The sequence below is a fragment of the Alkalihalophilus sp. As8PL genome (genome assembly GCF_040939795.1).
GTDB classification, from domain to species: Bacteria; Bacillota; Bacilli; order Bacillales; family Bacillaceae_D; genus Alkalihalophilus; species Alkalihalophilus lindianensis.
This window is the reverse complement of sequence record NZ_CP162551.1, coordinates 2,778,665-2,805,551: the sequence shown is the minus strand read 5'-3', so window position 1 is coordinate 2,805,551 and position 26,887 is coordinate 2,778,665. Positions and strand designations below refer to the sequence as shown.

Sequence of the window (26,887 nt, the reverse complement as noted above, 5' to 3'; positions counted from 1 at the left end):
TAAGGAAAACCCCTCACCGTTGCTTGTCATACCGTACAGGTACCACACTACTCCCTTTCTCACGTGAGATAGTTCTCCACAAGACTATTGGGTATAGTCAGGTGACAGCCTTATCCTTTTTTAGGATAAGTCCAGCATGTATGGTTATGAGGGCCCTACACACTTCGGCGAATTCCCCTTTCAACTAGCGTCGTTAAACCTCATCGTTCTCGACTAGTGTACTCTTGGTTTTCGCTCCTCTACCATCACTTCATTTTTGAAGTGCGGCATATTTAATTGTTTTTCATTTTAGCAGATGAAGATCACTCGTGCAAGAAGTAATTTATTGACCTTCATGTAATTTTTCATAAATAGCCTCCGCTACTTTCTGCGGGATCCCTTGCATCTTCAATTCCTCCACGCTCGCCTCTTTCATTTTCTTAACGGAACCAAAATGCTTTAGGAGCTGTCGCTTTCGTTTTTCTCCTACTCCCTCTATATCGTCTAGCACTGACTGAAAGAACGTCTTTGATCTTGTTTGCCTGTGGAACGTAATCGCAAATCGGTGGACCTCATCTTGAATACGTTGCAACAAATAAAATTCATGACTATCTCTTTTGAGCGAGACTAGAGAGGGCGGGTCTCCCATTAATAATTGAGAAGTGCGATGCTTTTCATCTTTGGCAAGCCCACATACAGGTATAGAAAGGCCTAATTCATCTTCAATAATCTCTTGTGCTGCCGCGATTTGTCCCTTCCCCCCATCAATGACAATTAAATCTGGGAGGGGGAGATCTTCTTGTAATAACCTAAAATACCGTCTTCTTACCACTTCACGCATCGACCCATAATCATCCGGGCCTTTTACTGACTTGATCTTGTACTTGCGGTAATCTTTTCGACTAGGCTTCCCATCTAAAAACGTGACCATTGCCGATACAGGATCGGTCCCTTGAATATTAGAATTATCAAAGGCTTCAATTCGATATGGCGTTGCAATCCCCATTGCCTCACCAAGTCGTTCAACTGCCTTAATTGTTCGGTCTTCATCTCTCTCGATTAACGAGAACTTTTCCTGTAAGGCAGCTTTTGCATTTTGATTAGCAAGATCAAGCAGCTCTTTTTTTCTGCCTCTTTTAGGATGATTTGTTTTAACTTCTAATAATTGCTCAACAAGCTCACGGTCTATATCTTCTGGTACTAATATTTCTGCAGGCTTAATGTGTTCCTTTTGCAGATAAAATTGACCAACAAACGTCAGAAGGTCATCTTTTGCTTCTTTATAAAAAGGAAAAATGGAAACATCTCGCTCAATTAATTTTCCTTGACGTACAAAAAATACTTGTACACACATCCATCCTTTATCATAGGCAAATCCAAACACATCACGATTGATATGATCGTTAATCGTCATCTTCTGTTTTTCCATGACCGCATCCATGTGCTGAAGTAGGTCGCGTAACTCTTTTGCTCTTTCAAAATTTAAGTCCTCAGAAGCCTTCATCATTTTGTCAGTAAGGTCTTGCTTAATCTCATCGTGACCTGACCGCAAAAATTTTGTGATCTCTTGAACCATTTCTTGATTCTGTTGTTTTGTGACTGTATAGACACAAGGAGCTAAACACTGTCCGATATGATAATACAAACATACTTTATCAGGCATCGTACGACATTTACGCAATGGGTATAGGCGATCTAATAATTTCTTTGTTTCATTTGCAGCACCTGCATTGGGATAAGGTCCAAAATATTTTCCGCCATCCTTTTTAATAGACCTTGTCGTAATCAAACGAGGATGCTCTTCATTCGTAATTTTTAAGTACGGGTAAGACTTATCATCTTTTAGCATGACATTATATTTAGGATCATGCTTTTTAATTAAATTCATCTCTAAAATGAGCGCCTCAATATTTGAAGAAGTCATAATATATTCAAAGTCAACAATCTCGCTGACTAAACGTTGAGTTTTCGCGTCATGTGACCCTGTGAAATAGGATCTCACACGATTCTTTAATACTTTTGCTTTTCCTACATAGATAATCGTACCTTGACGATCTTTCATTAAATAACAGCCAGGCTGATCAGGCAAGATCGCTAGCTTTTCCTTTAATTGATTCACTGTAACGTCTCCCCTCTCATAGGCTGTAAACATACGTTCTTATTCTCTATTGTTAGCGACAACCTTTAAAATATCAAGTGAAAACCATTAAAAAATCGCGTTCTCAAAGTGAGAACGCGATTTCGGTTCGAATTATAGGTGTTTGTTTAATAGCTCTGCTAATGCTTCCTTCGGTTGGAAACCTACAACTTGATCCACTACTTCGCCGTCTTTGAAAACAAGTAGAGTTGGGATACTCATAACACTGTATTTACCAGCTGTTTCTTGATTTTCATCAACATCAAGTTTAGCGATTTTAACTTTGTCGCCCATTTCAGCATCTAGTTCTTCAAGAACAGGTGCAATCATTTTACAAGGTCCACACCAAGGTGCCCAAAAATCTGCAAGGACAACTCCCTCGCTTGTTTCATTTGCAAACGTTTGATCAGTTACATTTACTATAGCCATTGTAAAAGCCTCCTTTAAATCTCAACAAATTAATTTACAGTATGATTATACCATTTGCGATCTTGAATGGCGAATAAGTTGCTTGATCTTATCATTCTCATACTTCTAATAAGATAACCTAAATAGTTTTCTTCAAACCTTTTTAAAAAGAAAGAAAGCTCACGCGTCCATGAGCTTCCCCTTCATTGATCTTTAGTTTGAAACTAGAGCACTTTTTAGCTCTTCTGTTAAAATCGGAATGATCTCAAATAAGTCACCGACAATTCCGTAATCAGCTACTTCAAAGATCGGTGCTTCTGGGTCTTTGTTAATCGCTACAATGACCTTAGAGTTCGACATCCCCGCTAAATGCTGAATCGCACCTGAGAGTCCAACGGCGATATAGAGATCTGGCGTCACGACTTTCCCCGTTTGACCAATTTGGAGCGCATAGTCACAATAGTCCGCATCACACGCACCACGTGAAGCACCTACTGCCCCACCTAATAGATCGGCTAGCTCTTGAAGCGGTTCAAAGCCTTCTTTGCCTTTGACTCCACGTCCACCAGCTACAATTACTTTTGCTTCGGAAAGATCGACCCCACCAGTTGCTTTACGGACAACATCCTTAATCACCGTACGTAAATCTTTCAAATCAACCGTGAGTGTAGACACATCGCCACTTCTTGATTCATCTTTCTCAAGTGGTACGATATTGTTTGGACGAATTGTCGCAAACAAAACCCCATCATTTACTTTCTTTTTCTCAAAAGCTTTCCCAGAGTAGATTGGACGTGTAAAGACAGCATCTCCACCGTCCATTTCAACTGAGATCGCATCTGAAATTAGGCCAGCACCAAGCTTCATCGCCAGGCGTGGTGATACGTCTTTACCAAGGGATGTATGACCAAGCAATACGCCCTCTGGATTTTCTACATCAAGAACTTGAAGCAATGCTTGTTGATATGCGTCTGTTGTGTACGTTTTTAGATCGGCATGGTTGACCACGATCACACGGTCAGCACCGTAGTGAATCAGGCTATCAGCTAAACCGCTTACATCCTCTCCTAAAAGAACCCCTACAACTTCTCCGCCTTCTGCTACTTCTTTCCCTGCAGCGACCGCTTCATATGATACGTTACGTAATTCTCCGTCACGAACTTCTCCAATTACAAGTACTTTCTTTGCCATGATAATCCCTCCAATTAAATGACTTTTGCTTCAGATTTTAGAAGTGAAACGAGTTCCTTCACTTGCGTTTGTGGGTCACCCTCTAATTGTTTACCTGCTTGCTTATCTGGTGGTAGGAAAATGTCAAGTGTCGTTGTTTTTGCTTCCACATCTTCTTCTTCCAAATCAAGATCATCTAAATCAAGTGTTTCTAATGGCTTCTTCTTCGCTTTCATGATGCCTGGTAAAGATGGGTAACGTGGCTCATTTAACCCTTGTTGAGCCGTTACAAGAACTGGTAGTGAGACTTCAAGTGTTTCTTCGTCCCCTTCTACATCACGAACGATTGTTGCTTGACCATCTGCAACATCAAGCTTTGTAATCGTTGTCACTTGTGGGATATCTAATAGTTCTGCTACACGAGGTCCAACTTGTCCGCTTCCTCCATCAACAGCTACATTACCGCCTAAAATGATGTCATACTCTTGTTCTTTTAAGTACGCTGCAAGCATAGTTGCAGTTGTAAACTGATCAAGCTCTTCCACATCTTCACTATCAAGTAATACGGCCTTATCAGCACCCATCGCAAGAGCGGTACGAAGTTCTTTTTCTGCTTCTTCTTCTCCTACTGTGACAACGGTTACTTCCCCGCCGTGCTCATCGCGAAGGACAATCGCTTCTTCAATCGCATACTCATCATATGGGTTAATAATGAACTCTGCGCCACCCTCATCAATTCGACCGTTTGAGATCGCAATTTTTTCCTCTGTGTCAAATGTACGTTTCATTAAGACGAAAATATTCATGCTTTATTCCCTCCTAGAATTAGTAAACTTATTTATTTTGAAATTTAGGTGCTCGTTTCTCAATGAAAGCCTGGATGCCTTCTTTTCCATCTTCTGAATCAAATGCTAAACCAAATAATTCGGCTTCTCGCTTGGCGCCATCCTTGTATTGTTCATCAATGCTATATTGAAGTAAATCAAGGGTTAAGCGAGTGGTTACTGTGCTTTTTTTTGCGATTTTTTTCGCAAGAGCTTTAGCATCATCAATGAGCGCTTGCTCAGAATGAGTCGAATTAACAAGACCTAATGTTTTTGCCTCAGACCCTGTAATCGGATCACTTGTCAAAAGCATCTCGGTCGCTTTAGCACGCCCCACATATTGTGGTAAACGTTGACTGCCGGCAAAACCCGGTATAAGTCCAAGTTGCAACTCAGGTAACCCTAGTTTTGCATCTTCAGTTGCTAGACGAATATGACAAGCCATCGCAAGCTCTAACCCTCCACCAAGCGCTGCACCATGAATAGCAGCGATAACTGGTTTCTTAAATGACTCAATTCGATCAAATAGATCTTGACCTTGAAGAGCTAATTTGGTGAACATTGCACCATCTTCTACCTCTGTAAACTCTTTGATATCTGCTCCAGCTGCAAAGAACCTTCCTTCACCCATGAGCAAGACAACATGAACGTCATTATCTTGTTCAATTTGAGTGAACGCTTCATCAAGTTCAGATAGAACGCCACGTGATAAGGCATTTGCTGGTGGGCGAGCTAAGGTAATCGTCGCAATATGTTCACTCACATCAAGCTTGATATACTCCATATCTTCCACTCCATTCTTATCTACCTTTTGCAAAACCCTCCCAAAAGCATTTGGTGTAAGGGTTTTGCTAAAGCTGTAAGGTCATACTTGCAGTCTTTCATGACCCAATTTGTCACCACTTCATCTAGCGTTCCAAAAATCATTTGGCGCGCTAATCGGTTATCTAAATCAGGATCAAAGTATCCGCTTTCTTTCCCTTCAGTAATTAATTCGTCCATAAGAGTTAAATACCCTTTTAAGATGTCATTAATTTTTAATCTAAGATCTGTATTTGATTGGCGAAGCTCTAATTGTGTTACGATAGCTAACTGCTTATCTGCTTCTAATTGTTCAAAGTGCATCGTCATTAAAAGAAGAAATTTCTCTTCAACGGTTTGACAAGTAGCAATCTTTGTTCTGATCGTGTCAACAAAACGCCCCATCTTTTCTTCAAAAAGAGAAGTCAAAATAGCTTCTTTATTTTTGAAGTATAAATAGATTGTTCCATCTGCTACCCCTGCTTCTCGGGCAATCTTTGCAACTTGTGCTTGATGATAACCATGTTTGGCAATAACCGTTACCGCTGCATCTATAATCTGGTTGTATTTAGGTCCTTTTTTCTTTCCCACTTGTGTCTCCCCTTTAAAATGAATGAGTATTCATTCATATCTATTATTCTAGAGGAAAAAACCTAGACTGTCAATCCACCATTTTTTTATGCAGTGGTTATTAGCTAGACCTTTCTTTATTTAATGCAGATGTCTTCTCTTTTTCTTCTTCAATTAGAACACGTTTTAAAATCTTACCGACAATTGTTTTTGGTAGGTCTTCGCGGAATTCATATAGCCTTGGGACTTTATAGGCCGCTAAATTCTTACGACAATATTGATTCAATTCCTTCTCAGATAGTTGTTTGCCTTCTTTTAAAACGACAAATACTTTTACTGTTTCACCACGATACTCATCAGGAACCCCAATTGCAACTGCTTCTTGAATGTCTTCATGGTTGTACAGTACTTCTTCAATTTCTCTTGGGTAAATATTAAATCCACCTGCAATGATCATATCCTTTTTCCGATCAACGATATAGAAATAGCCTTCTTCATCCATATAGCCCATATCCCCTGTTAGGAGCCAATCATCTTGCATCGTTGCAGCAGTTTCTTCAGGACGATTCCAATAGCCTTTCATTATCTGCGGCCCTCGGACTGCAAGCTCTCCAACTTCTCCTTGATTAGCTGGTTCACCAGTTTCCATTGATAAAATCGCAGCTTCCGTGTTTGGCCAAGGTAACCCAATACTTGACTGTCGACGTTCTCCCCACAGTAAATTACAATGAGTAACAGGAGAAGCTTCCGTTAAGCCATAACCTTCTACAAGACGCCCACCTGTTAATTCTTCAAATTGTTGTTGGATTTCCGCTGGTAGAGATGCCGAACCACTGATACACGCTTCGATGGAAGAAAGATTATACTTTTTCACATCAGGATGATTAATCAACCCAATATACATTGTTGGTGCACCAGGAAAAATGGTGATTTTCTTTTTGCTAATTAATTTCAAAACTTGCTTTGGATCAAAACGAGGAACGATGTGTAGGGCATTCCCATTCATTAGTGTTAAATTCATAGACACAGTCATCCCATATACATGAAAGAAAGGTAACACGGCTAATGTACGTTCTTGTCCTTCTTTCATCTTATACATCCAGTGACGACATTGGATTGTATTTGCAACTAGGTTACGATGAGTCAACATCACACCTTTAGCAAGCCCCGTAGTACCACCTGTATATTGTAGTAACGCTAAATCCTCCCGTGGATCAATCTCCACATCAGGTCTCTTGTCATTCCCTTTTGTAACAAATGAAAGAAATGGATGAATCGTGCTTGAATACTCAACATTCACAGTCATCTTTGTGTTCTTTTTCTGAATAAAAGGGTAGATCAAATTTTTAGGAAAAGGCAAGTAATCCTTGATAGCGGTTACAATAACATGTTCAACAGAAGTCGCATTCTTTACCTTCATTACTCGTGGGTACAGCAAATCTAAGCATAAAATGATTTTGGCACCCGAATCAGATAACTGATGCTCTAATTCGCGCTCTACATAAAGAGGATTTGTTTGTACAACAACTCCTCCTACAAGCAACGTTGCAAAATAAGCAATGACTCCTTGTGGACAGTTTGGCAACATAATGGCTACGCGTTCGCCCTTCTTCAAGCCTAAAGATTGAAGATGATTGGCGAGTCTTCTTACTTCTAAGTCAAATTGACTATATGTAAGTGACTTCCCCATAAATTCTAATGCCGTATTGTTCGGGTATTTATGTGCAGCTTGCTCTACTAATTCATGTAGTGAAACATTAGGATACTCAATACTTGCCGGAATTTCCTCGTGATAACGTCCAACCCATGCATGTTCGGTTAATGTCGACATTAAATTGGCCTCCTCATCGCTCCCCTCTCTTACTTAACAATTCCTCTCTCTTTTCTATTGTAATGAATATTGATTCATTTTTAAATAGATTTTTGTGATTTTTTAAAATTTTCCTGCTTTATCGTCGAATAATGTCTACATCAACCATTTTCATCCAATAAAAACCTGCCCAATTTTGGACAGGTTTTACTCATAGAGTTATAAAATTATTGATTGCTAACTTTATTCTCTTCATGTTTCTTTTTTTCTTCCTCGACAAGGACACGTCGTAAAATTTTTCCGACAAGAGTCTTCGGTAACTCTTCTCTAAATTCATATAACTTTGGAACTTTAAATGCAGCAAGATGTTTACGACAAAATTGATCTAGCTCCTCTTCGGTCACTGACTTGCCTTGCTTTAGAACAATAAAGGCTTTTACTGTTTCGCCTCGATACTCATCAGCAACCCCAATTGTAACCGCCTCTTGAATAGCGTCATGCTCATATAACACTTCTTCAATCTCACGTGGATAAATATTAAATCCACCAGCTATTATCATATCTTTTTTACGATCGACAATATAGAAGTATCCGTCATCATCCATGTAACCCATGTCCCCAGTGAGGAACCAATCATCCTTGAATACTTTAGCCGTTTCCTCTGGTCGATTCCAATAACCTTTCATAACTTGAGGCCCACGTATGGCAATTTCTCCAACCTCGCCAATGTCTGCCTTCTCACCAGTTTCTGCTGAAATAATAGCTGCATCTGTATCAGGCCAAGGCACTCCAATACTTCCTGTTCTACGCTCACCCCAAATTGGGTTAGAGATGGCAACTGGAGACGTTTCCGTCAAACCATATCCTTCAACAAGCTTTCCTCCAGAAAGCTTTTCAAATTTCTGTTGAACTTCAAGTGGTAGTGGAGCTGCTCCACTTAAGCATGTTTCAATGGAAGACAGATCATATTTTTGAATATCAGGATCATTAATTAATGCGACATACATCGTTGGCGCGCCTGGGAACAAAGTAACTTTTTGCTTTTGAATCGTCTTCAGTACATCCTTCACTTCAAACTTCGGCAGGATGACCGTTGTTAAACCTCCCATAATGGAGAAGTTCATAATGATAGTCATTCCATACACGTGAAAGAAAGGCAAAGCCGCTAACATCTTTTCTTGTCCTGGTCGCATTTTGTACATCCAAGCCATACATTGAGATGTATTAATAACTAGGTTTGCATGCGTCAGCATTACACCCTTAGCCGGTCCAGTCGTCCCACCTGTATACTGCAATAATGCCAAATCTTCTTTAGGATTTATATCGACTTGAACTTCTTTGGTAGAGCCCTTCCCCAGAAAATCCTTAAAAGCTAAAGTATGCTTATCATACTCAACTTCGACTTTAATTCCCATTTTCTTTTTTTGTACAAGTGGATACAAGAGATTCTTTGGGAATGGTAAGTAATCTTTAATACTGGTGACGATGACATGTTCTAAACTTGTTTTACTTCTGACAGCTTGCACTCTAGGAAATACTAAATCAAGACAAATAATAACCTTTGCTCCAGAATCCACAAGCTGATGCTCTAGCTCTCTCTCAACATATAATGGATTCGTTTGAACAACTATTGCCCCAATCATTAAAGCACCATAATAACTAATGACGGACTGCGGGCAATTCGCAAGCATAATCGCTACTCGGTCACCTTTCTTCACACCAAGTGATTGCAATTGGTTAGCAAATTGTTTAGCTTGATCATAAAGCTCTTCATAGGTTAACTCTTTTCCTAAAAAATGCAATGCTGATGTTTTAGCATATCGGCTAGCAGCTTGCTTTAAGTATTCATGGAGCGCCTTATCCTCATATGAGATCGTATGAGGAATTTCCTCTGGATAATGTTTAAGCCAAATTTTGTCTTCTGGTGTCATAACAGTCATCTCCTTACCCCTTTCTTCGATCTCCTTTCTCGTGTGCCACTCTCCTCTACTACTATTGTATTGTAATCGCTTACAAATTTGTATCTTTTTTTTATAATTTTCTGAACTTTTTTCCTAGTCCGCTCTTACTTATAAATAAAAACCGTGTGAATATCCTTTCACACGGCCAATTCTTCTTATGATGCAGCGAAAAAAATCATATAGATAATGCCAGCTAAAATAAACGCACCACAGCAAACATATAAAATTTTCATTAACGTTTCCATCTAATTCTCCCCCCTACACCTATCTACTAATAATACTTGCACCGATCACATAGGAGAGACCAATAGAGATGACCATGGCGATAAAGCCTACTGCACGATTATCACGAGCAATTTCTTCATCCACTTTAAAACTCGGGGTTAGAAATTCAAATATGAAATAGCTGAATAGTAGTAACGCAAATCCTAACACTCCCCAACCGAGCATCATTAATAATGAATCAGAGTACTCAATCGAATGTCTGAAAATATTGGCTACTCCAAATATCTTTCCACCTGTAGCTAAGGCAACAGCAATATTTCCTTTTTTGATTTCTTCCCAATTTTTGTATTTTGTCACCGTTTCAAAAATGGTGAGAAAAACAATAAGCGCTAATAATGACACGCTATAATAAGCTGCTGTTTTCATTAATTCAAGCTCTAAAAGTGCTTCCATATTGATCTCCTTATTTATTTCAATTCAATAACGGTATTACCAAGTCCGCCTTCATTCATTCCACCATCTCGTGCAGTTTTCACTCTCGGATGTTGCTTTACTAATTGTTTCACACCTTTTCTAAGCGCACCTGTTCCTTTACCATGGATGATTGAAACTTGATGATACCCTGCTAAAAGGGCATCGTCGATATATTTTTCAACTTTTAACATCGCATCTTCATAACGTTGTCCGCGAAGATCAAGTTCTGGTTTTACATGATGGTCGCTACCTCTTACAGTTGCAAGTGGCTTTGTTTCAATTGGCTTTGGTCGATCAAGTAATTGAAGGTCGTCTGCTTTTACCTTCATTTTCATAATACCAATTTGTACGTTAAATTCTTTCTCATTGATTTTATCAATAACATGACCTTTTTGTCCGAAGCTTAATACTTTTACATCATCGCCTACTTGAATAGTTTGTTTAGCTTTTGCTTTTGCAGCTTCCCTCTTCACTTTCTTTTGCTTATCTGTAAGCTTAGGCACAGCATCTTCCAAATGCTTTTTTGCATCTATCAGCTGATGTTCTTTAACTTGTAAGCCTTCTTTCTGCATTTCTCTAAGTTCGCCAATAATAAATTCAGCTTCCTCTTTGGCTGAATGAAGTGCAGCAGTTGCTTTTTCTTCTGCCTCTTTTAACACACGCTCTTTCTCTTCTTCTAATTGATCAAGTTGAGCCATTAACTCACGACGAAGAGACTCTGCTTCTTTTCTAATGGAGCTTGCTTCATTCCAGTCGGATTCAGCTGACTTTTGACTTGTCTCAAGAGAGGCAATCATATTTTCAATTTGATTCGTCTCACTATCAATTTGTTCTTTGGCCATATCAATAATTCGCTCGTCTAAACCAAGTCTCCTTGAAATAGCAAACGCATTACTTCTTCCTGGAATTCCAATTAGAAGACGATACGTAGGACGCAAGGTTTCAACATCAAATTCTACACTGGCATTGATTGCCCCTTCACGATTATAGGCATATCCTTTTAATTCGCTGTAGTGGGTTGTAGCTACCACACATGCGCCACGCTTATAAACATCATCCAATATTGAAATTGCTAAAGCTGCTCCTTCTGTTGGGTCTGTTCCTGCACCAAGCTCATCAAATAATACAAGACTTTGGAAGTCAACTTTATCTAGAATATCTACAATGTTTGTCATATGACTTGAAAAGGTACTTAAACTTTGCTCAATGGACTGTTCATCCCCAATATCTGCAAATACTTGCTTAAATACAGCCATCTCAGATTCTTCATCGACTGGGACATGTAACCCTGATTGAGCCATTAAAGTAAGGAGTCCTACCGTTTTCAAGGTAACCGTTTTACCACCAGTATTCGGACCTGTGATGATCAGAGAACGATATTGATCCCCTAGCTCAACCCCAATAGGAACAACTTCTTCATCTGACAACAATGGATGTCTTGCTCGCTTTAATTGAATATATCCGCGGTCATTTAGTATAGGAGCCGTTGCTTTAATTCTCTTCGCATAATGAGCTTTAGTGAAAATAAAATCAAGAGCAGCTAACTGTTCGAGATTAATTAAAATTACCCCTGCATGCTCTGAAACGAGAGCTGAAAGTTCAGCTAAAATACGTTCGACCTCATGCGCTTCTTTCACCCTTGCTTCACGTAATTGATTATTGATTGTCACTATTGCTTGTGGCTCAATAAATAATGTCGCACCTGAAGCAGACTGATCATGTACAATCCCTCCAAATGCACTGCGGTACTCTTGTTTGACTGGAATCACAAAGCGATCATTACGAATCGTCACGATCGCATCGGAGAGCATTTTTTGTGTATTTGAAGAGCGGGTGATGCTCTCTAATTTAGAACGTACAGCTGACTCGAAGCTTCTTACTTGTTGACGGATCGTACGTAATGTTGCGCTAGCTGAATCTAACACATGGCCATTATCATCAATACATTGTTTAATAGCTCGTTCTATATCCGTTAAAGGCTCTATTTGACCTGTGTACTCATACAATAATGGCAGTTCTATTTCTTCCTCTTCTACCATGGCTTCAATAAACTTTTTTAATTGTCGCCCTCCATAAATCGTGCTTGCAATTTCGATTAATTCACTTGCGGCAAGCGCCCCACCAATTTGTGCTCTTTTAGCGTGAGCCGTCACATCAAAGATCCCTCCAAGAGGCACATGGCCCTTTAAACGAAGTACAGTTGTTCCTTCTGACGTTTCTTTTTGCATACGAACAACATCTTCAAGTTCCGTATGAGGCTGTAGGGAATCAACAAGCCGTCTTCCTAGAGAAGAAGCAACATGTTCTTGCAGCTGCTTTTTCATTTTACTATATTCTAATACCCGTAATACCCGGTCCATATCGTTTACTCCTTTATTTAACCGTCCGCCTAAAACAACCCTAGTGGTGACGATTTAAAAATGATTGTACGTCCTTGCATGTCCACATGTTAAGAATGCTCTCTTTTTTTAGCATGGCTCTTCTTGCTTGTGATACACCAAATTTCATATCGTCTAATCCTTCTATATGGTGGGCATCCGTATTAATTGAAATCGTTACTCCTTGTTCAGCAGCTTTCTTTAGCCATTCTGCTGATAAGTCCAGTCTATTGGGATTAGCATTTAACTCAAGAGCTGTATTTGTTTCTTTTGCTAACCGTATTAATGCTTCAACATCGACATCATAGCCTTCTCTTCTACCAAGTACTCTACCTGTAGGATGAGCAATTAGATCAACATGATGATTCGATAAAGCTGTTTTTAACCGTTCCATAATCACTTCTTGTTTTTGTGAAAAAGAAGAATGAATAGACGCAATCACAAAGTCTACTTCTTCCAAAATCGAATCGTCGTAATCGAGCGTGCCATCTGGAAGGATATCCATTTCAATTCCCGTAAAAATAGTAAAGTCTTCATATCTCTCATTCAATTCACGAATTTTTTTATGCTGAGCCTTTAATCGTTCTTCTGTTAACCCGTTAGCTACTTTTAAGTACTTAGAATGATCAGTGATGGCAATGTACTCATAGCCTTTTGCTCTTGCTGCTTCCACCATTTCCTCGATCGAATGTGCCCCATCACTCCAAGTTGTATGCATGTGCAAATCACCATACACATTCTCTAGCTTAACAAAATCCTCTTCGTTCGCGTAGTACTCAACTTCTCCTTGATCTTCCCTGGCCTCTGGAGGAATAAATGCAAGGCCGAAATGAGCAAAAAACTCATTCTCATCTTTAAATGTTTTTAATTCGCCCGTTTCACTATTTTCAACACCATACTCACTAATCTTCTCTCCACGTTTCTTTGCTAACTGACGCATTTTTACGTTGTGATTTTTAGAACCAGTAAAATGGTGAAGAGTTGTAGCAAATTCCTCAGGCTTAACTAATCGAAAGTCAACAGAGATTGGAAATTCCTGTTCGATTTCAAGTGATACTTTTGTTTCCCCACTTGCAATAATCTTTCCATCATCAGACATCGCGATTAATTGATCTTTTACTTTGCTTGGTTGATTGGTTGCAATAATGAAATCAAGATCTTTGACGGTTTCACGCAAGCGGCGTAAGCTTCCTGCTCGTTGGAAGTTTTCAATATCTGTCATCGATGCAAGTTGACCTTCTATCCATGTAGCTACAGGTAGCACTAAAGGCAGAGCAAGCCTCTCAGGACGAGTCATTGCATCTTCTAATGCAGCAAGAATCTTCTCTTCTGTTTTCTTGCCAAATCCAGCTAACGTCTGTACCTTTTTATCCTCACAAGCCTGCTTTAATGTAGTCGCATCTACCACACCAAGCTCTTGATATAATTTTCCAATCTTTTTCCCACCTAAACCTTGCACTTTTAATAGCGGAATTAATCCAGGAGGCACATCCTCTGCAAGTTCACGTAATAAAGTCGATTCCCCAGTTGATTTAAGTTCATTAATGACTTCTGCTGTGCCCTTTCCTATCCCATTTAATTTTGCAGGATCTTCTATTTCGTCAATTGTACGCTCATCTGACTCTAATGCTTGAGCGGCTTTTCTATAAGCTGATATCTTAAAAGGATTCTCACCTTTAATTTCAAAGTAAATTGCAATTGTCTCTAGAGTTTTAATAACCTCTTTTTTGTTCATCATTCTATTCACCGATCCTTTCTCCTACCCACCATCATACCGATTTCTAGTAGTTAAAATCAAGAAAAGGACCCAATCATGAAGAAAGGTCTAACCTTTACATGGTTAGACCTTCCCCCTTCATTATGATCCTAAATTATTTTTAACCCACAGATCACGAATCCAGTCAGATAAGAATGGAGTGTAATTCATCATTGTTTGGGCAACGATTGATCGCTGCAACTGATCTTGAATAAGCTCAACTGGCAATAACGCTCCAACATAAAGTAAAATGAATAAAATTAAATAGGTTTCAATAAAACACAAGATCCCCCCGAGCAATCGATTGATAGAGCGCAAGATTGGTAGATGCGCAACAAAATCTAACATCGATCCTACGATGTGTAAGAGGATTTTCGTTCCGAAAAATAATAAAGCAAAAGCAATTCCAGAGTAATAAACACTTTCTCCGTTAAAGGAATTAATAATCATTCCCACAGTACTATCAGATGAGAATTGAGGATATGGAATCCACAATTGTATGTAGGCAGCAACATCTTGATAATATTTATATGCCACATACAATGCGACGATAAAGCCTACTAAATGAATCAACTGCAATATAAATCCACGTCTACGTCCTATAAAGAAGCTCATAAATAAGAGTAGAAGTAAAAGCAAACTTAACATATTATTCGTCTCCTGTCGTCCGGTTTGTTTCTGAGTTGCTAGTCACGTCTTGTTCAAGCTTCAACTGTAACTTTTTATATTCATCCACTATATTAACAGCTGTTAACACTGCTAGACGTGTTGTATCTAAATAAGGGTTTCTCTTTTTTATTTCTCTCATTTTTTGGTCAACCTCTTGCGCCACTTCTTTTAAATGTGCCGGAGATTCTTGACCGACAACCGTATAATTTTGACCATAGATTGAAACAGTTGTCCGCTGTTTTTGATTTTTCTTAGACACAAAAGAAGCCTCCTATCTCCACAATCTTCGCTCTAAAACACTAAGAGCCGACAAAATCCTTTGTTAATCATAACATGAAGCACGGTTGATGGAAATATTTCTGTTCAAACCGTTGGAAAAAAAAGAAAAATCGCGATGAAAACCACCACCTATCTAACGGTGGTGGTCAGTATTTTCTCTAAATTAATACGTTGTCAATCCTGTCAACTTCTGTAATCGATATAAAAACCTAGTCAGCCATGTTGTCTGATCTCTATACTCTTCGTAAGGAACAGTATAGTGACCTTCTTCGTTAACCCATATTGTCTCAAAATAGGAGGAGATGTCTTGGGAGAAAGAGTGACCGTTTGGTGCTTCTACCCACACATTCGTTTCCAGATTATAATCACGCAAGTTGCGACTTGTAAAGTTGGCAGAGCCACCAATAACAGTGGTGTGATCCTCACTGACTCTCGCAATGAGCTTAGGGTGATATTGCTCACCAATCGTGTCGTACCATCTCACTTCAATAGGTGCCTCTTCTAAAAGTTCTGCTGCAACAGGTCGATTGGGTAATCCTACCTTCTCCTGGCCAAAAGCATTTTCATTAGGATCTAATACTAGACGAATTTGCGCTCCACGATTAGCAGCTTCAATAAGGGAATTAATAATATTCCGATCTGATAAATAAAACATACCAAGCCATAGTTCATCCCCAGATTCTGTCTCATCAATCATCTCAAGTGTTCGCTCATATATTCTTCCTTCGGTCAGCACCCTTACCTCTACATCCCCTTCTTCCACAGGGAGAGCTTCCGCATTTGTGAGAGTGGGGCCGTTAGAAAACTCGCTCGCTGCATGCTCTGTATAGACCAGCTCATCAATAATTGGTCCGTTCACCTGAAACGCAATATTAGAATGATGAGCACTAGCATCATGTGGATTAGCAGAAGACACAATCGCTGTTCGTTCAGTTGCCACTACTTTGCGGTGATTCGCTTTCACATTAAATAATTTTAAATAAGAACGCAGCGTGACATCTGGAGCTTCTGGGCTAAAGGCATTTGGTAACCAACCATTACCTGATTGACCAAACCACTGGATAAACGTACGCCAAATTCCAGAATATAAAGGATTTGAATCACGTAACTTAGTCACATCAACAACAACGACATCAATTCCAGCGTCTTTTAATTGTTCGAAGTGTTGAGAACTATGAGACCCATAGGTTGTATTAATTTCATCTGATAAAACGAGTATTTCAATATCAGGGTTCGTTTCTTTCTTCTCAATCAAAACATCGGTCATATGTTGACTAAGCGGGGGAAAGTCGAGCTCTGGATCATAGAAGTCATTATATAAGAACATATCAAATATAATAAACTCCTCTGCTTCTATGATCGCATCTTCAATAGCTGAGAATATTTGCTGTTCTATTTGAAGAACGTCTTCTTCTAGGTCTAGGTAGGTTAAGTCATATAAGAAATCAACATCTTCTACATAGTAGGATTCACTTTCATAAGAAATTCCTTCTGGAAGTGGACGATATATTCCGTATAACGTAACAATTACTAAAATCAGTAAAATAGCGATTAGTACATAGCGCTTTTTCAGTGAAGCCACTCCCTCTCTACCTTGGCAGAATTAATAAAACCCCCACCATATAGTTTCCTCTTAGGCAGGGGTTTCAAACCAAATTATTTACGCACGAAGTGTGGCACTAATTTGTTTCTTTAATTCTTCAAGTACGTTTTCATGAACATTTGTTACTTCTTCATCTGTTAATGTTTTTTCTGGATCTAAATACGTTAAAGAGAAAGCTAATGACTTCTTGCCCTCTTCCATATGCTCTCCTTGGTATAAATCAAATAAATGAACAGCTTTTAACAATTTGCCACCAGTTTGACGAATAACCGCTTCAACTTCTCCTGCTGCTACACTTCTATCAACCACTAAGGCAATATCCCTTTGAATAGCTGGGAACCTTGGTAATGATTCATAGACAACAGGTGCCACATCTGCTGTGAGAATACTCTCTAAATCAAGCTGGACCACGTAAGTTTCTCGCAAATCTTCTTGCTTTTCTGTTGTTGGGTGTACTTGTCCAATAAAGCCAATCTCTTCATTATTAAGGATTACAACCGCAGTACGACCTGGGTGCATCTTCTCAAGCTTAGCCTGTTGGAACTTAACTTGATCTTTAAGACCCATTTCAGCAAATAGACCTTCCACAATCCCTTTGACCACAAAGAAATCTACAGGCTTTTTCTCTGCTTGCCATGGGTGTTCTTGCCACATTCCAGTAAATGCTGCCGCAACCATTTCTCTTTCTATTGGTTGAGTTGTTAATTCTTTTTCTTCGCTTGTGAAAATTGAACCTACTTCGTAAAGGTGAAGGTCGCTATTTTTACGGTTCAAATTGTATGTTAAAACATCAAATAAGTGAGGAATTAAGCTTGTACGCATCGTACTACGATCTTCACTCATCGGCATAGCTAAACGAACTGCCGTGTCAATTGGATAATCCGTTGCAAACCCTTCAGCCTTCTTAGGGCTTGTTAAAGAGTAAGTAATCGTTTGAGTGAGTCCAGCACTCTCTAAATAACGACGAACACGGCGACGCTTTTCCTGATAACGAGTAAGCACTCCTTGAGTTGTTGCCCCCTCAGGTAAAGTTGTTGGAATAGCATCATAACCATACAGCCTAGCAATTTCTTCAAACAAATCTTCTTCAATTTGAATGTCTTGTCTGCGAGTTGGAGCAGTCACTACAAGGTGATCTCCATTTTCTGCAAATGAGAATTGTAGACGGTTTAAAATCTCTTCGACATTCGTCTTTTGAATCGTAGTTCCAAGACGGTTGTTCATACGCTCTAAGTCTAGTGCCACTTGTTGTTCTTCCACAGTTAGTTCATCTGCACAAACCACACCTGAGACAATCGTACCACCTGCAAGCTCTGCGATTAGAGAAGCTGCACGCTCACCCGCTACTTTTACACGAGCAGGATCTACACCTTTTTCAAAGCGAGCACTTGAATCACTACGTAAGCCAAGATCACGGGAAGCTTTTCTTACAGTAGAAGGATTAAAGTAAGCAGCTTCAAGTAAAATGGTAGAGGTTTCTTGATTCACTTCCGAAGTCGCTCCCCCCATTACACCAGCAATCGCCATAGGCTCTTTTCCATTTGTAATAAGAAGGTGATCAGCATTTAGTGAACGCTCAACATCATCAAGTGTCACCATCTTCTCTCCATCATTTGCACGGCGTACAACAACTTCTTTAGAACCGAAACGATCATAGTCAAAAGCATGAAGTGGTTGACCATATTCAAGTAATACGTAGTTCGTCACATCTACCACATTACTAATTGGACGAATGCCAGCTGCCATCAGACGATTTTGCAACCATAATGGTGATGGACCTACTTTCACATCTTTAATAATTGTTGCACCATAATAAGGATTATCAGTGGCGTCTTCTACAGATACGCTAATATAATCGGATGCTTGTTCTTTATTTGTATCTAGCTCAATCGTTGGTAGTTCAACGTTACGATCATATAATGCAGCCACTTCATAAGCTACACCTAACATATTTAAACAGTCTGAACGGTTTGGCGTTAAGTCTAGTTCTAGAACCGTATCGTCCAAATTTAAGATAGCCAGTGCATCTGCACCTACTTCAACATCTTCACTAAAGACATAAATACCTTCTGCATAATCCTTGTGAACAAGCTTGCTTTCAATACCGAGCTCTTGCAACGAACAAATCATACCTTGGGATACCTCGCCACGTAGCTTTGCTTTCTTAATTTTGAAGTTACCAGGAAGGACTGCGCCTACTTTAGCTACAGCAACATATTGACCTGCTGCTATATTTCGTGCGCCACATACAATTTGAACTGGCTCTTCTTCTCCGACATCCACCTGACAAACATTTAACTTATCAGCGTTAGGATGTTGACTACAAGAGAGAACATACCCTACCACTACACCTTTGATGCCTTGATTCAACTCATGTACGAAGTCAATTTCAATGCCACCGCGAGTCATTTTCTCTGCGATCTCTTTTGGTGTAACGTCATCTATTTTCACGTAATCTTGTAACCATTTATAAGATACTAACATGTCTATTCCCCCTTACACCTGTTTAAATTGCGCTAAAAAGCGTACATCATTTGTATAGAAATGACGAATATCATCAATATCATATTTAAGCATCGCAAGGCGTTCTACACCCATTCCGAATGCAAAACCACTGTAAATGGTCGGATCAAATCCACTCATTTCAAGTACACGTGGATGAATCATCCCTGCTCCAAGAACTTCTATCCAACCTGTGTTCTTACATACGCGGCACCCTTCTCCCCCACACATCCCACATGAAACATCGACCTCCACAGAAGGTTCTGTAAATGGGAAGAAGCTAGGACGAAGGCGAATGCTACGATCACGACCAAAGAAGGATTGAGCAAATGCTTCAAGTACCCCTTTTAAATCACTCATGCGTACATTTTCATCAACAAAAAGACCTTCAATTTGCATAAATTGATGTGAATGTGTGGCATCATCATCATCACGGCGGAATACTTTACCTGGACAAATAATTTTCACCGGGCCTCTACCTTCATACTTTTCCATCGTACGTGCCTGTACAGGAGAAGTATGAGTACGTAATAAAAGTTCATCTGTAAAGTAAAACGAATCCTGCATATCACGTGCTGGGTGATCTTTTGGCAAATTTAATGCTTCAAAGTTATAGTAGTCTGTTTCAACTTCAGGACCTTCTGCAACTGAAAAACCTAATCCTAAAAACGCATCTTCTACTTCTTCTACTACAGCTGTTAGAGGATGACGGGATCCGGTTAATACAGGACGACCAGGTAGTGTCACATCAATGCTTTCTTTAGCTAACTTCGCCTCTACAGCTGCTGCTTCAAGTTCAATCTCTTTACTTTCAATTTTTGATTTAATGGCGTCACGAACATCATTTGCCATTTGACCAATAAGTGGTCTCTCTTCAGCAGAAAGTTTACCCATTCCACGAAGCACCTCAGTGATTGGTCCTTTCTTTCCTAAATAAGCAACTCTTACTTCTTGTAGTGCTTTCACATCTGTTGCTTCAGCAACTTGTGTTAAAGCTTGCTCTTGTAGCTCTTCTAAACGCTCACGCATGCTCATTTCCTCCTTCAGTAATTCGTCCAGTTTGGTTCCGTTCCAAAAAAGAACGCAAAAAAAGCCTTCGCCTCCCGTTAAAGGGACGAAGACTCGTGGTACCACCCTTATTTCATAATAAACCAATGGTTCATTACATTCTTCATTGTCATAACGGCTCATTGCCGGAACATCTTAACAGCTACTAGCTTGTTTTCCGATGTCTGCTCCAGAGTGAATTCAGTGCTTCCTGCCATAGAAATGCTTACAGTCTTAGACATTTCCTCCCTTTATGGTGGTGTAACACGTACTACTCTCTTTCTTAGCATGTATCTTATTTATTTGCTTCTATATTATAGATAATTTCAAGAACGTGTGCAAGCTCTCATTTACTTAACCACGCAAATAATACAAAAGAACACCAGTAGCGACTGCTACATTTAAAGATTCCGCTTGTCCATAGATCGGGATATAAATGTTTTGATTACTCTTTTCTAATAATTCACTCGACACACCTTCTCCCTCATTGCCTACAATCAAGGCAAATTCAGGTTGTGGTTCGATGGCAGTGTAGGAACTTGCCTCTGTAAGGGACGTTCCAAATACGGGTATATTTTTCTCTTTTAATTTCCCCACCCATTCCAGTAGTGAACCACGAATAACAGGCATATGAAAAATCGAACCTTGGGAAGCACGAATCACTTTGCTGTTAAATAAATCAACACTACCTTCACCAAGTATGACCCCAGTCATTCCAGCCGCATCAGCCGTACGAATCATCGTACCAATATTACCAGGGTCTTGAACTCGATCAATAAGGAGAAATTGCCCACTCAGCCTATCAAAAGAGGGTGCTTCGGGAATGGTACATACTGCCGCAATCCCTTGTGGAGTTTCCGTCTCTGAAATCTCTTTTAAAACTTGAGGGCTAACGATCACTAAATCATTCTCATCAATTTGCCACGATAGTGGTAAAACTGTTTTCTCTGTCATGATGATCATTTCGATATGGAATTTCGCTTTTAGGGCTTCTTCTACAAGGTGAAACCCTTCTATTAGAAAGCGCCCTGCTTTGTCACGTCCCTTTTTTGTATGTAGCTTCTTCCAATTTTTCACTTGCTCATTCTTTACGGAATCAATTCGTTTCATGCTCTTCTCCTTTATACGTTCATGTCCTATCACCCATCATACCGATTTTTTCACTCATAATCCAGTGTGGCTTGCGACATACTAATGCAAGCAAGAAAAATATTTCCATACTAAAGGAGCTGTTTCAAATGGGTTTTAATTTACGTGGAGCAATTATGGCTAATATTCAAGGCAGCAGTGAAGAAGAGGTCGAAGCCACCATTCTAGATGCCATTCAAAAAGGCGAAGAAAAAATGTTACCTGGTCTAGGGGTTTTATTTGAAGTTTATTGGAAAAATGCTAATGAACAAGAAAAGGATCAACTCTGCCAGCAAATTTCCCAAGGACTTCAGTAACTTTAAATAAGCGTCTAGCTCTCAGTCTTAGACTTGAACTAGACGCTTATTCATTGAAAGTCATTTAACTGTGCTTGCCTATGCCCTCACCTATAATTATTTGTTAAGACTCATTCTAAAAATCCAGCCCATCGAAATGGACTGGATCCTCTTATTAATTATACGTAATGGCTTCTACTGTTTTACTATCAAGCTTCTTAATTACTTCTACAATTAATTTAACCGTATTTTCATAATCATCTCGATGTAGCATCGCTGCATGAGTATGAATATAACGAGTAGGCACTGTAATCGATAGTGCCGGTACCCCGTTGGCAGTAAGATGGATTGCTCCAGAATCTGTGCCACCACCAGCCATTGAATCAAATTGGTATGGAATATCATGTTGATCTGCAGTGTCTGTTACAAAATCACGTAACCCTTTATGAGAAATCATCGATGCATCATATAGCACAATTTGTGGTCCATCTCCCATTTTGGCTAGTGCTTCTTTTTCCGTTACGCCCGGAGTATCTCCAGCAATCCCCACATCGACGCCAAACCCAATATCAGGTTGGATCAAATGAGCAGAAGTACGTGCTCCACGTAACCCAACTTCTTCTTGTACCGTACCCACGCCATACACAGTATTAGGGTGGTCGACACCTTTTAATTCACGCAGTACATCAATCGCAATGGCACAGCCAATGCGATTGTCCCATGCTTTAGCCATTAATAGCTTCTCATTTTTCATAACCGTGAATTCACAGACTGGAACAACGGAATCTCCTGGTCGAACACCGAATTCCATTGCTTCTTCTTTACTTGTTGCACCAATATCAATAAACATATCTTTTTTATCAACTGGCTTTCTACGAGCTTCAGCTGGCAAAATATGTGGCGGCTTTGAGCCCACTACACCAGGGATGTTCCCGTTTTTCGTCATAATTGTTACTCGTTGAGCTAGCATCACTTGCTCCCACCAGCCACCAACTGTTTGAAAGCGAAGGAAACCTTTATCATCGATACTTGTCACCATAAAACCAATCTCATCTAAATGACCAGCAACCATAATTTTAGGGCCGTCTTGTGAACCTACTTTCTTTGCTACAAGGCTTCCTAGCCCATCAGTTGTCACTTCATCAGCAAATGGAGTAATGTACTTAGACATGACATCACGAGCTTCTTTTTCGTTCCCCGGAATTCCATTAGCATCTGTTAAATCCTTTAGCATTTGCAATTTTTCATCAAGTTTTGGCATTATGTATTTCTCCCTTCGATCGTGAAAGGTACTTCATTTATACCCCCACTTTTTCACTCTTTTTTAAGTATAAATGAAATTATTTCGCAACTCAAATTATTTCGAAAGAATTTTAATACCCTTGATCTTGTCTTTGATGATTTACCTCATTTTTCTTAAAATAGGCTTGTTCAATTTCATCTTCTCCAAAACCTAAAAGGCTTCCTAACGTTAAAAATGACTGTGCTAGTTCATGGAAACTCACTTCTGTTTGTTTTTCATTTAAGCGATGGTTACATTCCATTACATATAAAAATTGCTCCGTCAATGTACGCTCTTTGGTACTATTTTTAGATTGTCCAAAAGTAGTATATCCTAAAGAAAGACCTAGTGTTAAAACGAAATGAAGCCCATCTACATACTCCTCTAATATCGTAGACTTACTAGACGGTCCTTTTTTACTCCAATACTTAAAACATCGAGTCTCATTTGCAAGTTCACTTAATTCGACGAGAAAAGCTAATTGCTTTTCTGCAAATAAATCATGATTTTCTAGCTTATGTTCAGATAATATCCTTTCATTAAGCTTTTCTTGTGTCTCAAATAACTTTTGTAAGTTCATCTAATCACTCCTATCCTTAATTATTATAACAATTATTCATTAGAATTTTGCAACCAATGACGTTCTAATTCGTATAGACTATAATAAGTAGAAAGCCTCGAAGAAAGGGGATAGAGAAGTGGTACTGTTATTTCGTTTGTTACTCCTCATTGCGATTGTATTAATCGTCTACTCTGCGATTAAGTATGTATTCCATCCACGCCGGAAACTTGAACAAGCACATGAAAAAAGACAATTTTTCTTTTTAGATGATGAAAAAAATGTTCGGAAGAATTTTTTACTCACTTATAAAGGTGTCATGTTTGAAGGCGAAAAATATTTAGGAACGACAGAGCAATCTTTTGAGATTGTTTCCATCTATATCTGGGCGCGTGATACAGAACGCCTTAAAGGCTTGCACCGAGAGGACTTTATTTTTATTGAAGAGGATATTCGACTTCGTTATCCTAGTGCAAAAATCGAATGGAAAAGTCCCATTAAAGAGTTTTTGCGACGCTAACACAAAAAACCGTTTCCACTCAATAATCTGATTGAGGTGGTCACGGTTTTTTTGTGTGGAAAAATTCTTCCCAACTTATGCTGGAGTGTTTTCGTCTAACTAACATAAATAAGATGAAAAGAAAGACTGCAAAAACAATGGTTCCTGCTAAAGGTAGCTCATGAATCATATCACCAAAGGCCGTATAAAGAATAGCTGGTGGAATACTAACTAGAAAGGATTTATTCGTATACTCTCTTATATTTTTGGAAGTCTCGATCAAATACAAGGAAACGACGTGAAAATGAACAAGTGGCATCATCCGAATAATCATCATCTGTGGAAGATTCCAATCTTGACGATCTTTAAAGAAATGTTGCTTTATATTCGTTAGTTTCTTACTTAGCCCTGGGAAAATTCGTACCAAACCATAAAACACAATACTAACCGCAGTTAGTCCTATAATTGAATAGATTGAACCGTATAAGGTACCGAATAAATAGCCGCCAATTAAACAAACAATCAGAACGGGTATAAAGAAAACTTGCCTAAATACATGTAAAAGAATAAAAAAGAGCGGAGCTAGCCAGCCACTTTGTTCGATAAAAGCTAACGAACTATCTAGAAATTCATCCATCAGTAGCAATCCCCCTCTCAGTTCATTATATGTTTAGTATCTCAATAAGATGAAAGCTGCTAGTATGATTTGGAGACTTATGATTAAAGGCACTCCCACAGTAAATGTCTGATGCTTCGTTTTATGACGATGCTGCTTCATTCCCATATAAGTCCCTATGCTTCCTCCTATAACCGTTAGTAAAAATAAATTTCGTTCTGAAACACGAAATTTTTTAGCTCTAGCTTGTTTCTTATCATATCCCATAACGAGATAAGATGTGATATTAATAAGGAATAAATAAATGATCCATTCCATCTACTCACCTCCCACTTCATTGCCTTCTCATCAAAAAAAGCGCGAGCAAGAATGCCGCGCTTTTGTTTGTTTTATGCATTTAGGCTTGATTTAGCTTTTTCAGCTAATTGTGCAAATGCTTCTGCATCGTTAACAGCAAGATCAGCAAGAATCTTACGGTTTACGTTGATTTCAGCAAGCTTAAGACCGTGCATTAAACGGCTGTAAGAAAGACCGTTCATACGAGCTGCTGCGTTAATACGTGTAATCCAAAGCTTACGGAAGTCGCGTTTCTTTTGACGACGATCACGGTAAGCATATAGTAAGGACTTCATTACTTGTCCTTGTGCTGATTTGAATAATAAATGTTTAGAACCGAAATAACCCTTTGCTAACTTTAATACCTTTTTACGACGACGACGAGCGACATAACCGCCTTTTACTCTTGGCATCGAAGTTCCCTCCTTTTAATCCGAACGAATCAATTATTTTTTGTACGTTAACATTGAGCGAATACGCTTGAAGTCGCCAGAGTGTACAATAGCAGACTTACGTAGCTTACGCTTTTGCTTTTGAGACTTGTTACCGAATAAGTGACTAGTGAAGCCATGCGCACGCTTAAGCTTTCCAGATCCAGTCTTTTTAAAACGCTTCGCAGCGCCTCTATGAGTTTTCATTTTAGGCATAACTAAGGTCCTCCTTTAATCTTCTTCAAGCTAGTCGATGTTACTTTTCAGTTTTAGGCGCTAAGATTAAGAACATACTACGACCTTCCATCTTAGGCTTCGCTTCAATTACAGCAACATCTTCACATTCTTTTGCAAGACGCTCTAATACTACTCTTCCGATTTGGGAGTGAGTAATCGCACGTCCACGGAAGCGGATCGCAGCTTTTACTTTATCTCCTTTTTCAAGGAATTTACGAGCGTTGCGAAGCTTCGTATTAAAGTCATTGTCTTCAATCGTTGGGCTCAAACGAACCTCTTTAACATTGATAACCTTTTGCTTTTTACGTGCTTCTTTGTCTTTCTTTTGTTGCTCATAACGGAACTTACCGTAGTCCATAATGCGACATACCGGTGGTTTCGCAGCAGGAGCAACACATACGAGGTCAAGATTTACATTTTGCGCCATTTCAAGCGCTTCTTGTTTTGACTTGACTCCAATTTGATCACCATTCGCTCCAATGAGTCGTACTTCACGGGCACGAATCCCTTCATTGACCAACATGTCTTTACTAATAATGAGCCACCTCCAAAGGATTTTCGCAGATCAAAGCAATTTATCGCATAACTGTTCATCATAACTTGATATACAGAACATGCACCGATTCATGAAAAAAAGTGCGGGCGCACAATACGCCCACACTTCGGTCATTTACTCAAAAATGAATCCCATCATACCTGTCAACAACCTTAGCGTCAATCAGGTGAGAAGCGGGCGCCTCTGCTTGCTTTGTTTCCTCTATTTGATTACCTAGATAACTATAGCACAATCCATTCAAAGATGTCAACACAATATGTCCGACTTCGTTATTCTAACGAATGTTTGTCCACATTGCAATGGTTTTTTTAAATTATGCTACGTAATAATTTCATTTGTACCTAGATGTGACGT

26 protein-coding genes, 1 riboswitch and 2 other annotated features are annotated in these 26,887 nt (G+C 39.3%); of the genes, 2 read left to right on the top strand and 24 right to left on the bottom strand.

Features of this window, described 5'->3' with window-relative positions:
* Positions 1–61: 61 nt before the first annotated feature.
* Positions 62–250, bottom strand: a riboswitch (Lysine riboswitch).
* Positions 251–322: 72 nt separating this feature from the next.
* From uvrC to AB3N04_RS15545, 17 genes are all read right to left on the bottom strand, one after another.
* Positions 323–2,041, bottom strand: a complete 1,719-nt coding sequence (gene uvrC / locus AB3N04_RS15625; RefSeq protein WP_368506070.1) for an excinuclease ABC subunit UvrC — start codon at positions 2,039–2,041, stop codon at positions 323–325.
* A 189-nt stretch (positions 2,042–2,230) separates the two neighbouring features.
* A complete protein-coding gene (gene trxA / locus AB3N04_RS15620) occupies positions 2,231–2,545 on the bottom strand; it encodes a thioredoxin (RefSeq protein ID WP_317122045.1) in 315 nt (104 codons plus the stop codon).
* Positions 2,546–2,737: 192 nt separating this feature from the next.
* Positions 2,738–3,715 carry an electron transfer flavoprotein subunit alpha/FixB family protein gene (locus tag AB3N04_RS15615; RefSeq protein ID WP_368503606.1) on the bottom strand — a complete coding sequence of 326 codons (978 nt, stop codon included), beginning with the start codon at positions 3,713–3,715 and terminating at the stop codon, positions 2,738–2,740.
* A 14-nt stretch (positions 3,716–3,729) separates the two neighbouring features.
* Positions 3,730–4,500, bottom strand: a complete 771-nt coding sequence (locus AB3N04_RS15610; RefSeq protein WP_368503605.1) for an electron transfer flavoprotein subunit beta — start codon at positions 4,498–4,500, stop codon at positions 3,730–3,732.
* Positions 4,501–4,528: 28 nt separating this feature from the next.
* A complete protein-coding gene (locus AB3N04_RS15605) occupies positions 4,529–5,302 on the bottom strand; it encodes an enoyl-CoA hydratase (RefSeq protein ID WP_368503604.1) in 774 nt (257 codons plus the stop codon).
* A 20-nt stretch (positions 5,303–5,322) separates the two neighbouring features.
* Entirely contained in the window at positions 5,323–5,910 is a 588-nt protein-coding gene (locus tag AB3N04_RS15600) for a TetR/AcrR family transcriptional regulator (RefSeq protein WP_368503603.1), read from the bottom strand.
* Positions 5,911–6,010: 100 nt separating this feature from the next.
* A complete protein-coding gene (locus tag AB3N04_RS15595) occupies positions 6,011–7,720 on the bottom strand; it encodes a long-chain-fatty-acid--CoA ligase (RefSeq protein ID WP_368503602.1) in 1,710 nt (569 codons plus the stop codon).
* Positions 7,721–7,926: 206 nt separating this feature from the next.
* Complete coding sequence (locus AB3N04_RS15590) at positions 7,927–9,630, bottom strand: long-chain-fatty-acid--CoA ligase (RefSeq protein WP_368506069.1); 1,704 nt, start codon at positions 9,628–9,630, stop codon at positions 7,927–7,929.
* Between the two features lie 294 nt (positions 9,631–9,924).
* Positions 9,925–10,338 carry a DUF350 domain-containing protein gene (locus AB3N04_RS15585; RefSeq protein WP_368503601.1) on the bottom strand — a complete coding sequence of 138 codons (414 nt, stop codon included), beginning with the start codon at positions 10,336–10,338 and terminating at the stop codon, positions 9,925–9,927.
* Positions 10,339–10,352: 14 nt separating this feature from the next.
* Positions 10,353–12,719 (bottom strand): endonuclease MutS2, encoded by a 2,367-nt coding sequence (locus AB3N04_RS15580; RefSeq protein WP_368503600.1) that lies wholly within the window; start codon positions 12,717–12,719, stop codon positions 10,353–10,355.
* A 40-nt stretch (positions 12,720–12,759) separates the two neighbouring features.
* Positions 12,760–14,472 carry a DNA polymerase/3'-5' exonuclease PolX gene (polX, locus tag AB3N04_RS15575; protein WP_368506068.1) on the bottom strand — a complete coding sequence of 571 codons (1,713 nt, stop codon included), beginning with the start codon at positions 14,470–14,472 and terminating at the stop codon, positions 12,760–12,762.
* Positions 14,473–14,595: 123 nt separating this feature from the next.
* Complete coding sequence (locus tag AB3N04_RS15570) at positions 14,596–15,141, bottom strand: CvpA family protein (RefSeq protein WP_368503599.1); 546 nt, start codon at positions 15,139–15,141, stop codon at positions 14,596–14,598.
* A gap of 1 nt (position 15,142) precedes the next feature.
* Positions 15,143–15,421: a cell division protein ZapA gene (gene zapA / locus AB3N04_RS15565; RefSeq protein WP_047973544.1), complete on the bottom strand. Its 279-nt coding sequence runs from the start codon at positions 15,419–15,421 to the stop codon at positions 15,143–15,145.
* 183 nt (positions 15,422–15,604) lie between these two features.
* Complete coding sequence (locus AB3N04_RS15560; protein ID WP_368503598.1) at positions 15,605–17,023, bottom strand: phospholipase D family protein; 1,419 nt, start codon at positions 17,021–17,023, stop codon at positions 15,605–15,607.
* Between the two features lie 78 nt (positions 17,024–17,101).
* Entirely contained in the window at positions 17,102–19,528 is a 2,427-nt protein-coding gene (pheT, locus tag AB3N04_RS15555; protein WP_368503597.1) for a phenylalanine--tRNA ligase subunit beta, read from the bottom strand.
* 12 nt (positions 19,529–19,540) lie between these two features.
* Positions 19,541–20,575 (bottom strand): phenylalanine--tRNA ligase subunit alpha, encoded by a 1,035-nt coding sequence (pheS, locus tag AB3N04_RS15550; RefSeq protein ID WP_368503596.1) that lies wholly within the window; start codon positions 20,573–20,575, stop codon positions 19,541–19,543.
* A 78-nt stretch (positions 20,576–20,653) separates the two neighbouring features.
* Positions 20,654–20,887 (bottom strand) — a binding site (T-box leader).
* Positions 20,888–20,947: 60 nt separating this feature from the next.
* On the bottom strand, positions 20,948–21,703 hold the full coding sequence (locus tag AB3N04_RS15545) for a TrmH family RNA methyltransferase (RefSeq protein WP_368503595.1): 756 nt from the start codon (positions 21,701–21,703) through the stop codon (positions 20,948–20,950).
* A 128-nt stretch (positions 21,704–21,831) separates the two neighbouring features.
* Between AB3N04_RS15545 and sspI the strand changes: the two genes are divergently transcribed.
* Entirely contained in the window at positions 21,832–22,038 is a 207-nt protein-coding gene (gene sspI / locus AB3N04_RS15540; protein WP_317122032.1) for a small acid-soluble spore protein SspI, read from the top strand.
* A 154-nt stretch (positions 22,039–22,192) separates the two neighbouring features.
* On the opposite strand, the gene AB3N04_RS15535 is transcribed toward sspI, so the two are convergent.
* Together AB3N04_RS15535 and AB3N04_RS15530 are read right to left on the bottom strand one after the other, a co-directional pair.
* Positions 22,193–23,278: a M42 family metallopeptidase gene (locus tag AB3N04_RS15535; protein WP_368503594.1), complete on the bottom strand. Its 1,086-nt coding sequence runs from the start codon at positions 23,276–23,278 to the stop codon at positions 22,193–22,195.
* A gap of 112 nt (positions 23,279–23,390) precedes the next feature.
* A complete protein-coding gene (locus tag AB3N04_RS15530; RefSeq protein WP_368503593.1) occupies positions 23,391–23,879 on the bottom strand; it encodes a dUTP diphosphatase in 489 nt (162 codons plus the stop codon).
* A 118-nt stretch (positions 23,880–23,997) separates the two neighbouring features.
* Here AB3N04_RS15530 and AB3N04_RS15525 point away from each other — a divergent pair, with 118 nt between their 5' ends.
* Entirely contained in the window at positions 23,998–24,378 is a 381-nt protein-coding gene (locus AB3N04_RS15525; protein WP_317122029.1) for a sigma-w pathway protein ysdB, read from the top strand.
* A 40-nt stretch (positions 24,379–24,418) separates the two neighbouring features.
* On the opposite strand, the gene AB3N04_RS15520 is transcribed toward AB3N04_RS15525, so the two are convergent.
* From AB3N04_RS15520 to infC, 5 genes are all read right to left on the bottom strand, one after another.
* Entirely contained in the window at positions 24,419–24,994 is a 576-nt protein-coding gene (locus AB3N04_RS15520; protein WP_368503592.1) for a TVP38/TMEM64 family protein, read from the bottom strand.
* 33 nt (positions 24,995–25,027) lie between these two features.
* The gene (locus AB3N04_RS15515; RefSeq protein WP_368503591.1) at positions 25,028–25,291 is read right to left on the bottom strand and encodes a DUF1294 domain-containing protein; all 264 of its coding nucleotides are present in this window, start codon (positions 25,289–25,291) and stop codon (positions 25,028–25,030) included.
* Between the two features lie 71 nt (positions 25,292–25,362).
* Positions 25,363–25,722, bottom strand: a complete 360-nt coding sequence (gene rplT / locus AB3N04_RS15510; protein ID WP_012959994.1) for a 50S ribosomal protein L20 — start codon at positions 25,720–25,722, stop codon at positions 25,363–25,365.
* Between the two features lie 33 nt (positions 25,723–25,755).
* The gene (gene rpmI, locus AB3N04_RS15505) at positions 25,756–25,956 is read right to left on the bottom strand and encodes a 50S ribosomal protein L35 (RefSeq protein WP_012959995.1); all 201 of its coding nucleotides are present in this window, start codon (positions 25,954–25,956) and stop codon (positions 25,756–25,758) included.
* Between the two features lie 40 nt (positions 25,957–25,996).
* The gene (infC, locus tag AB3N04_RS15500) at positions 25,997–26,500 is read right to left on the bottom strand and encodes a translation initiation factor IF-3 (protein ID WP_317122026.1); all 504 of its coding nucleotides are present in this window, start codon (positions 26,498–26,500) and stop codon (positions 25,997–25,999) included.
* A gap of 101 nt (positions 26,501–26,601) precedes the next feature.
* Positions 26,602–26,728, bottom strand: a sequence feature (ribosomal protein L20 leader region).
* Between the last annotated feature and the right edge of the window lie 159 nt (positions 26,729–26,887).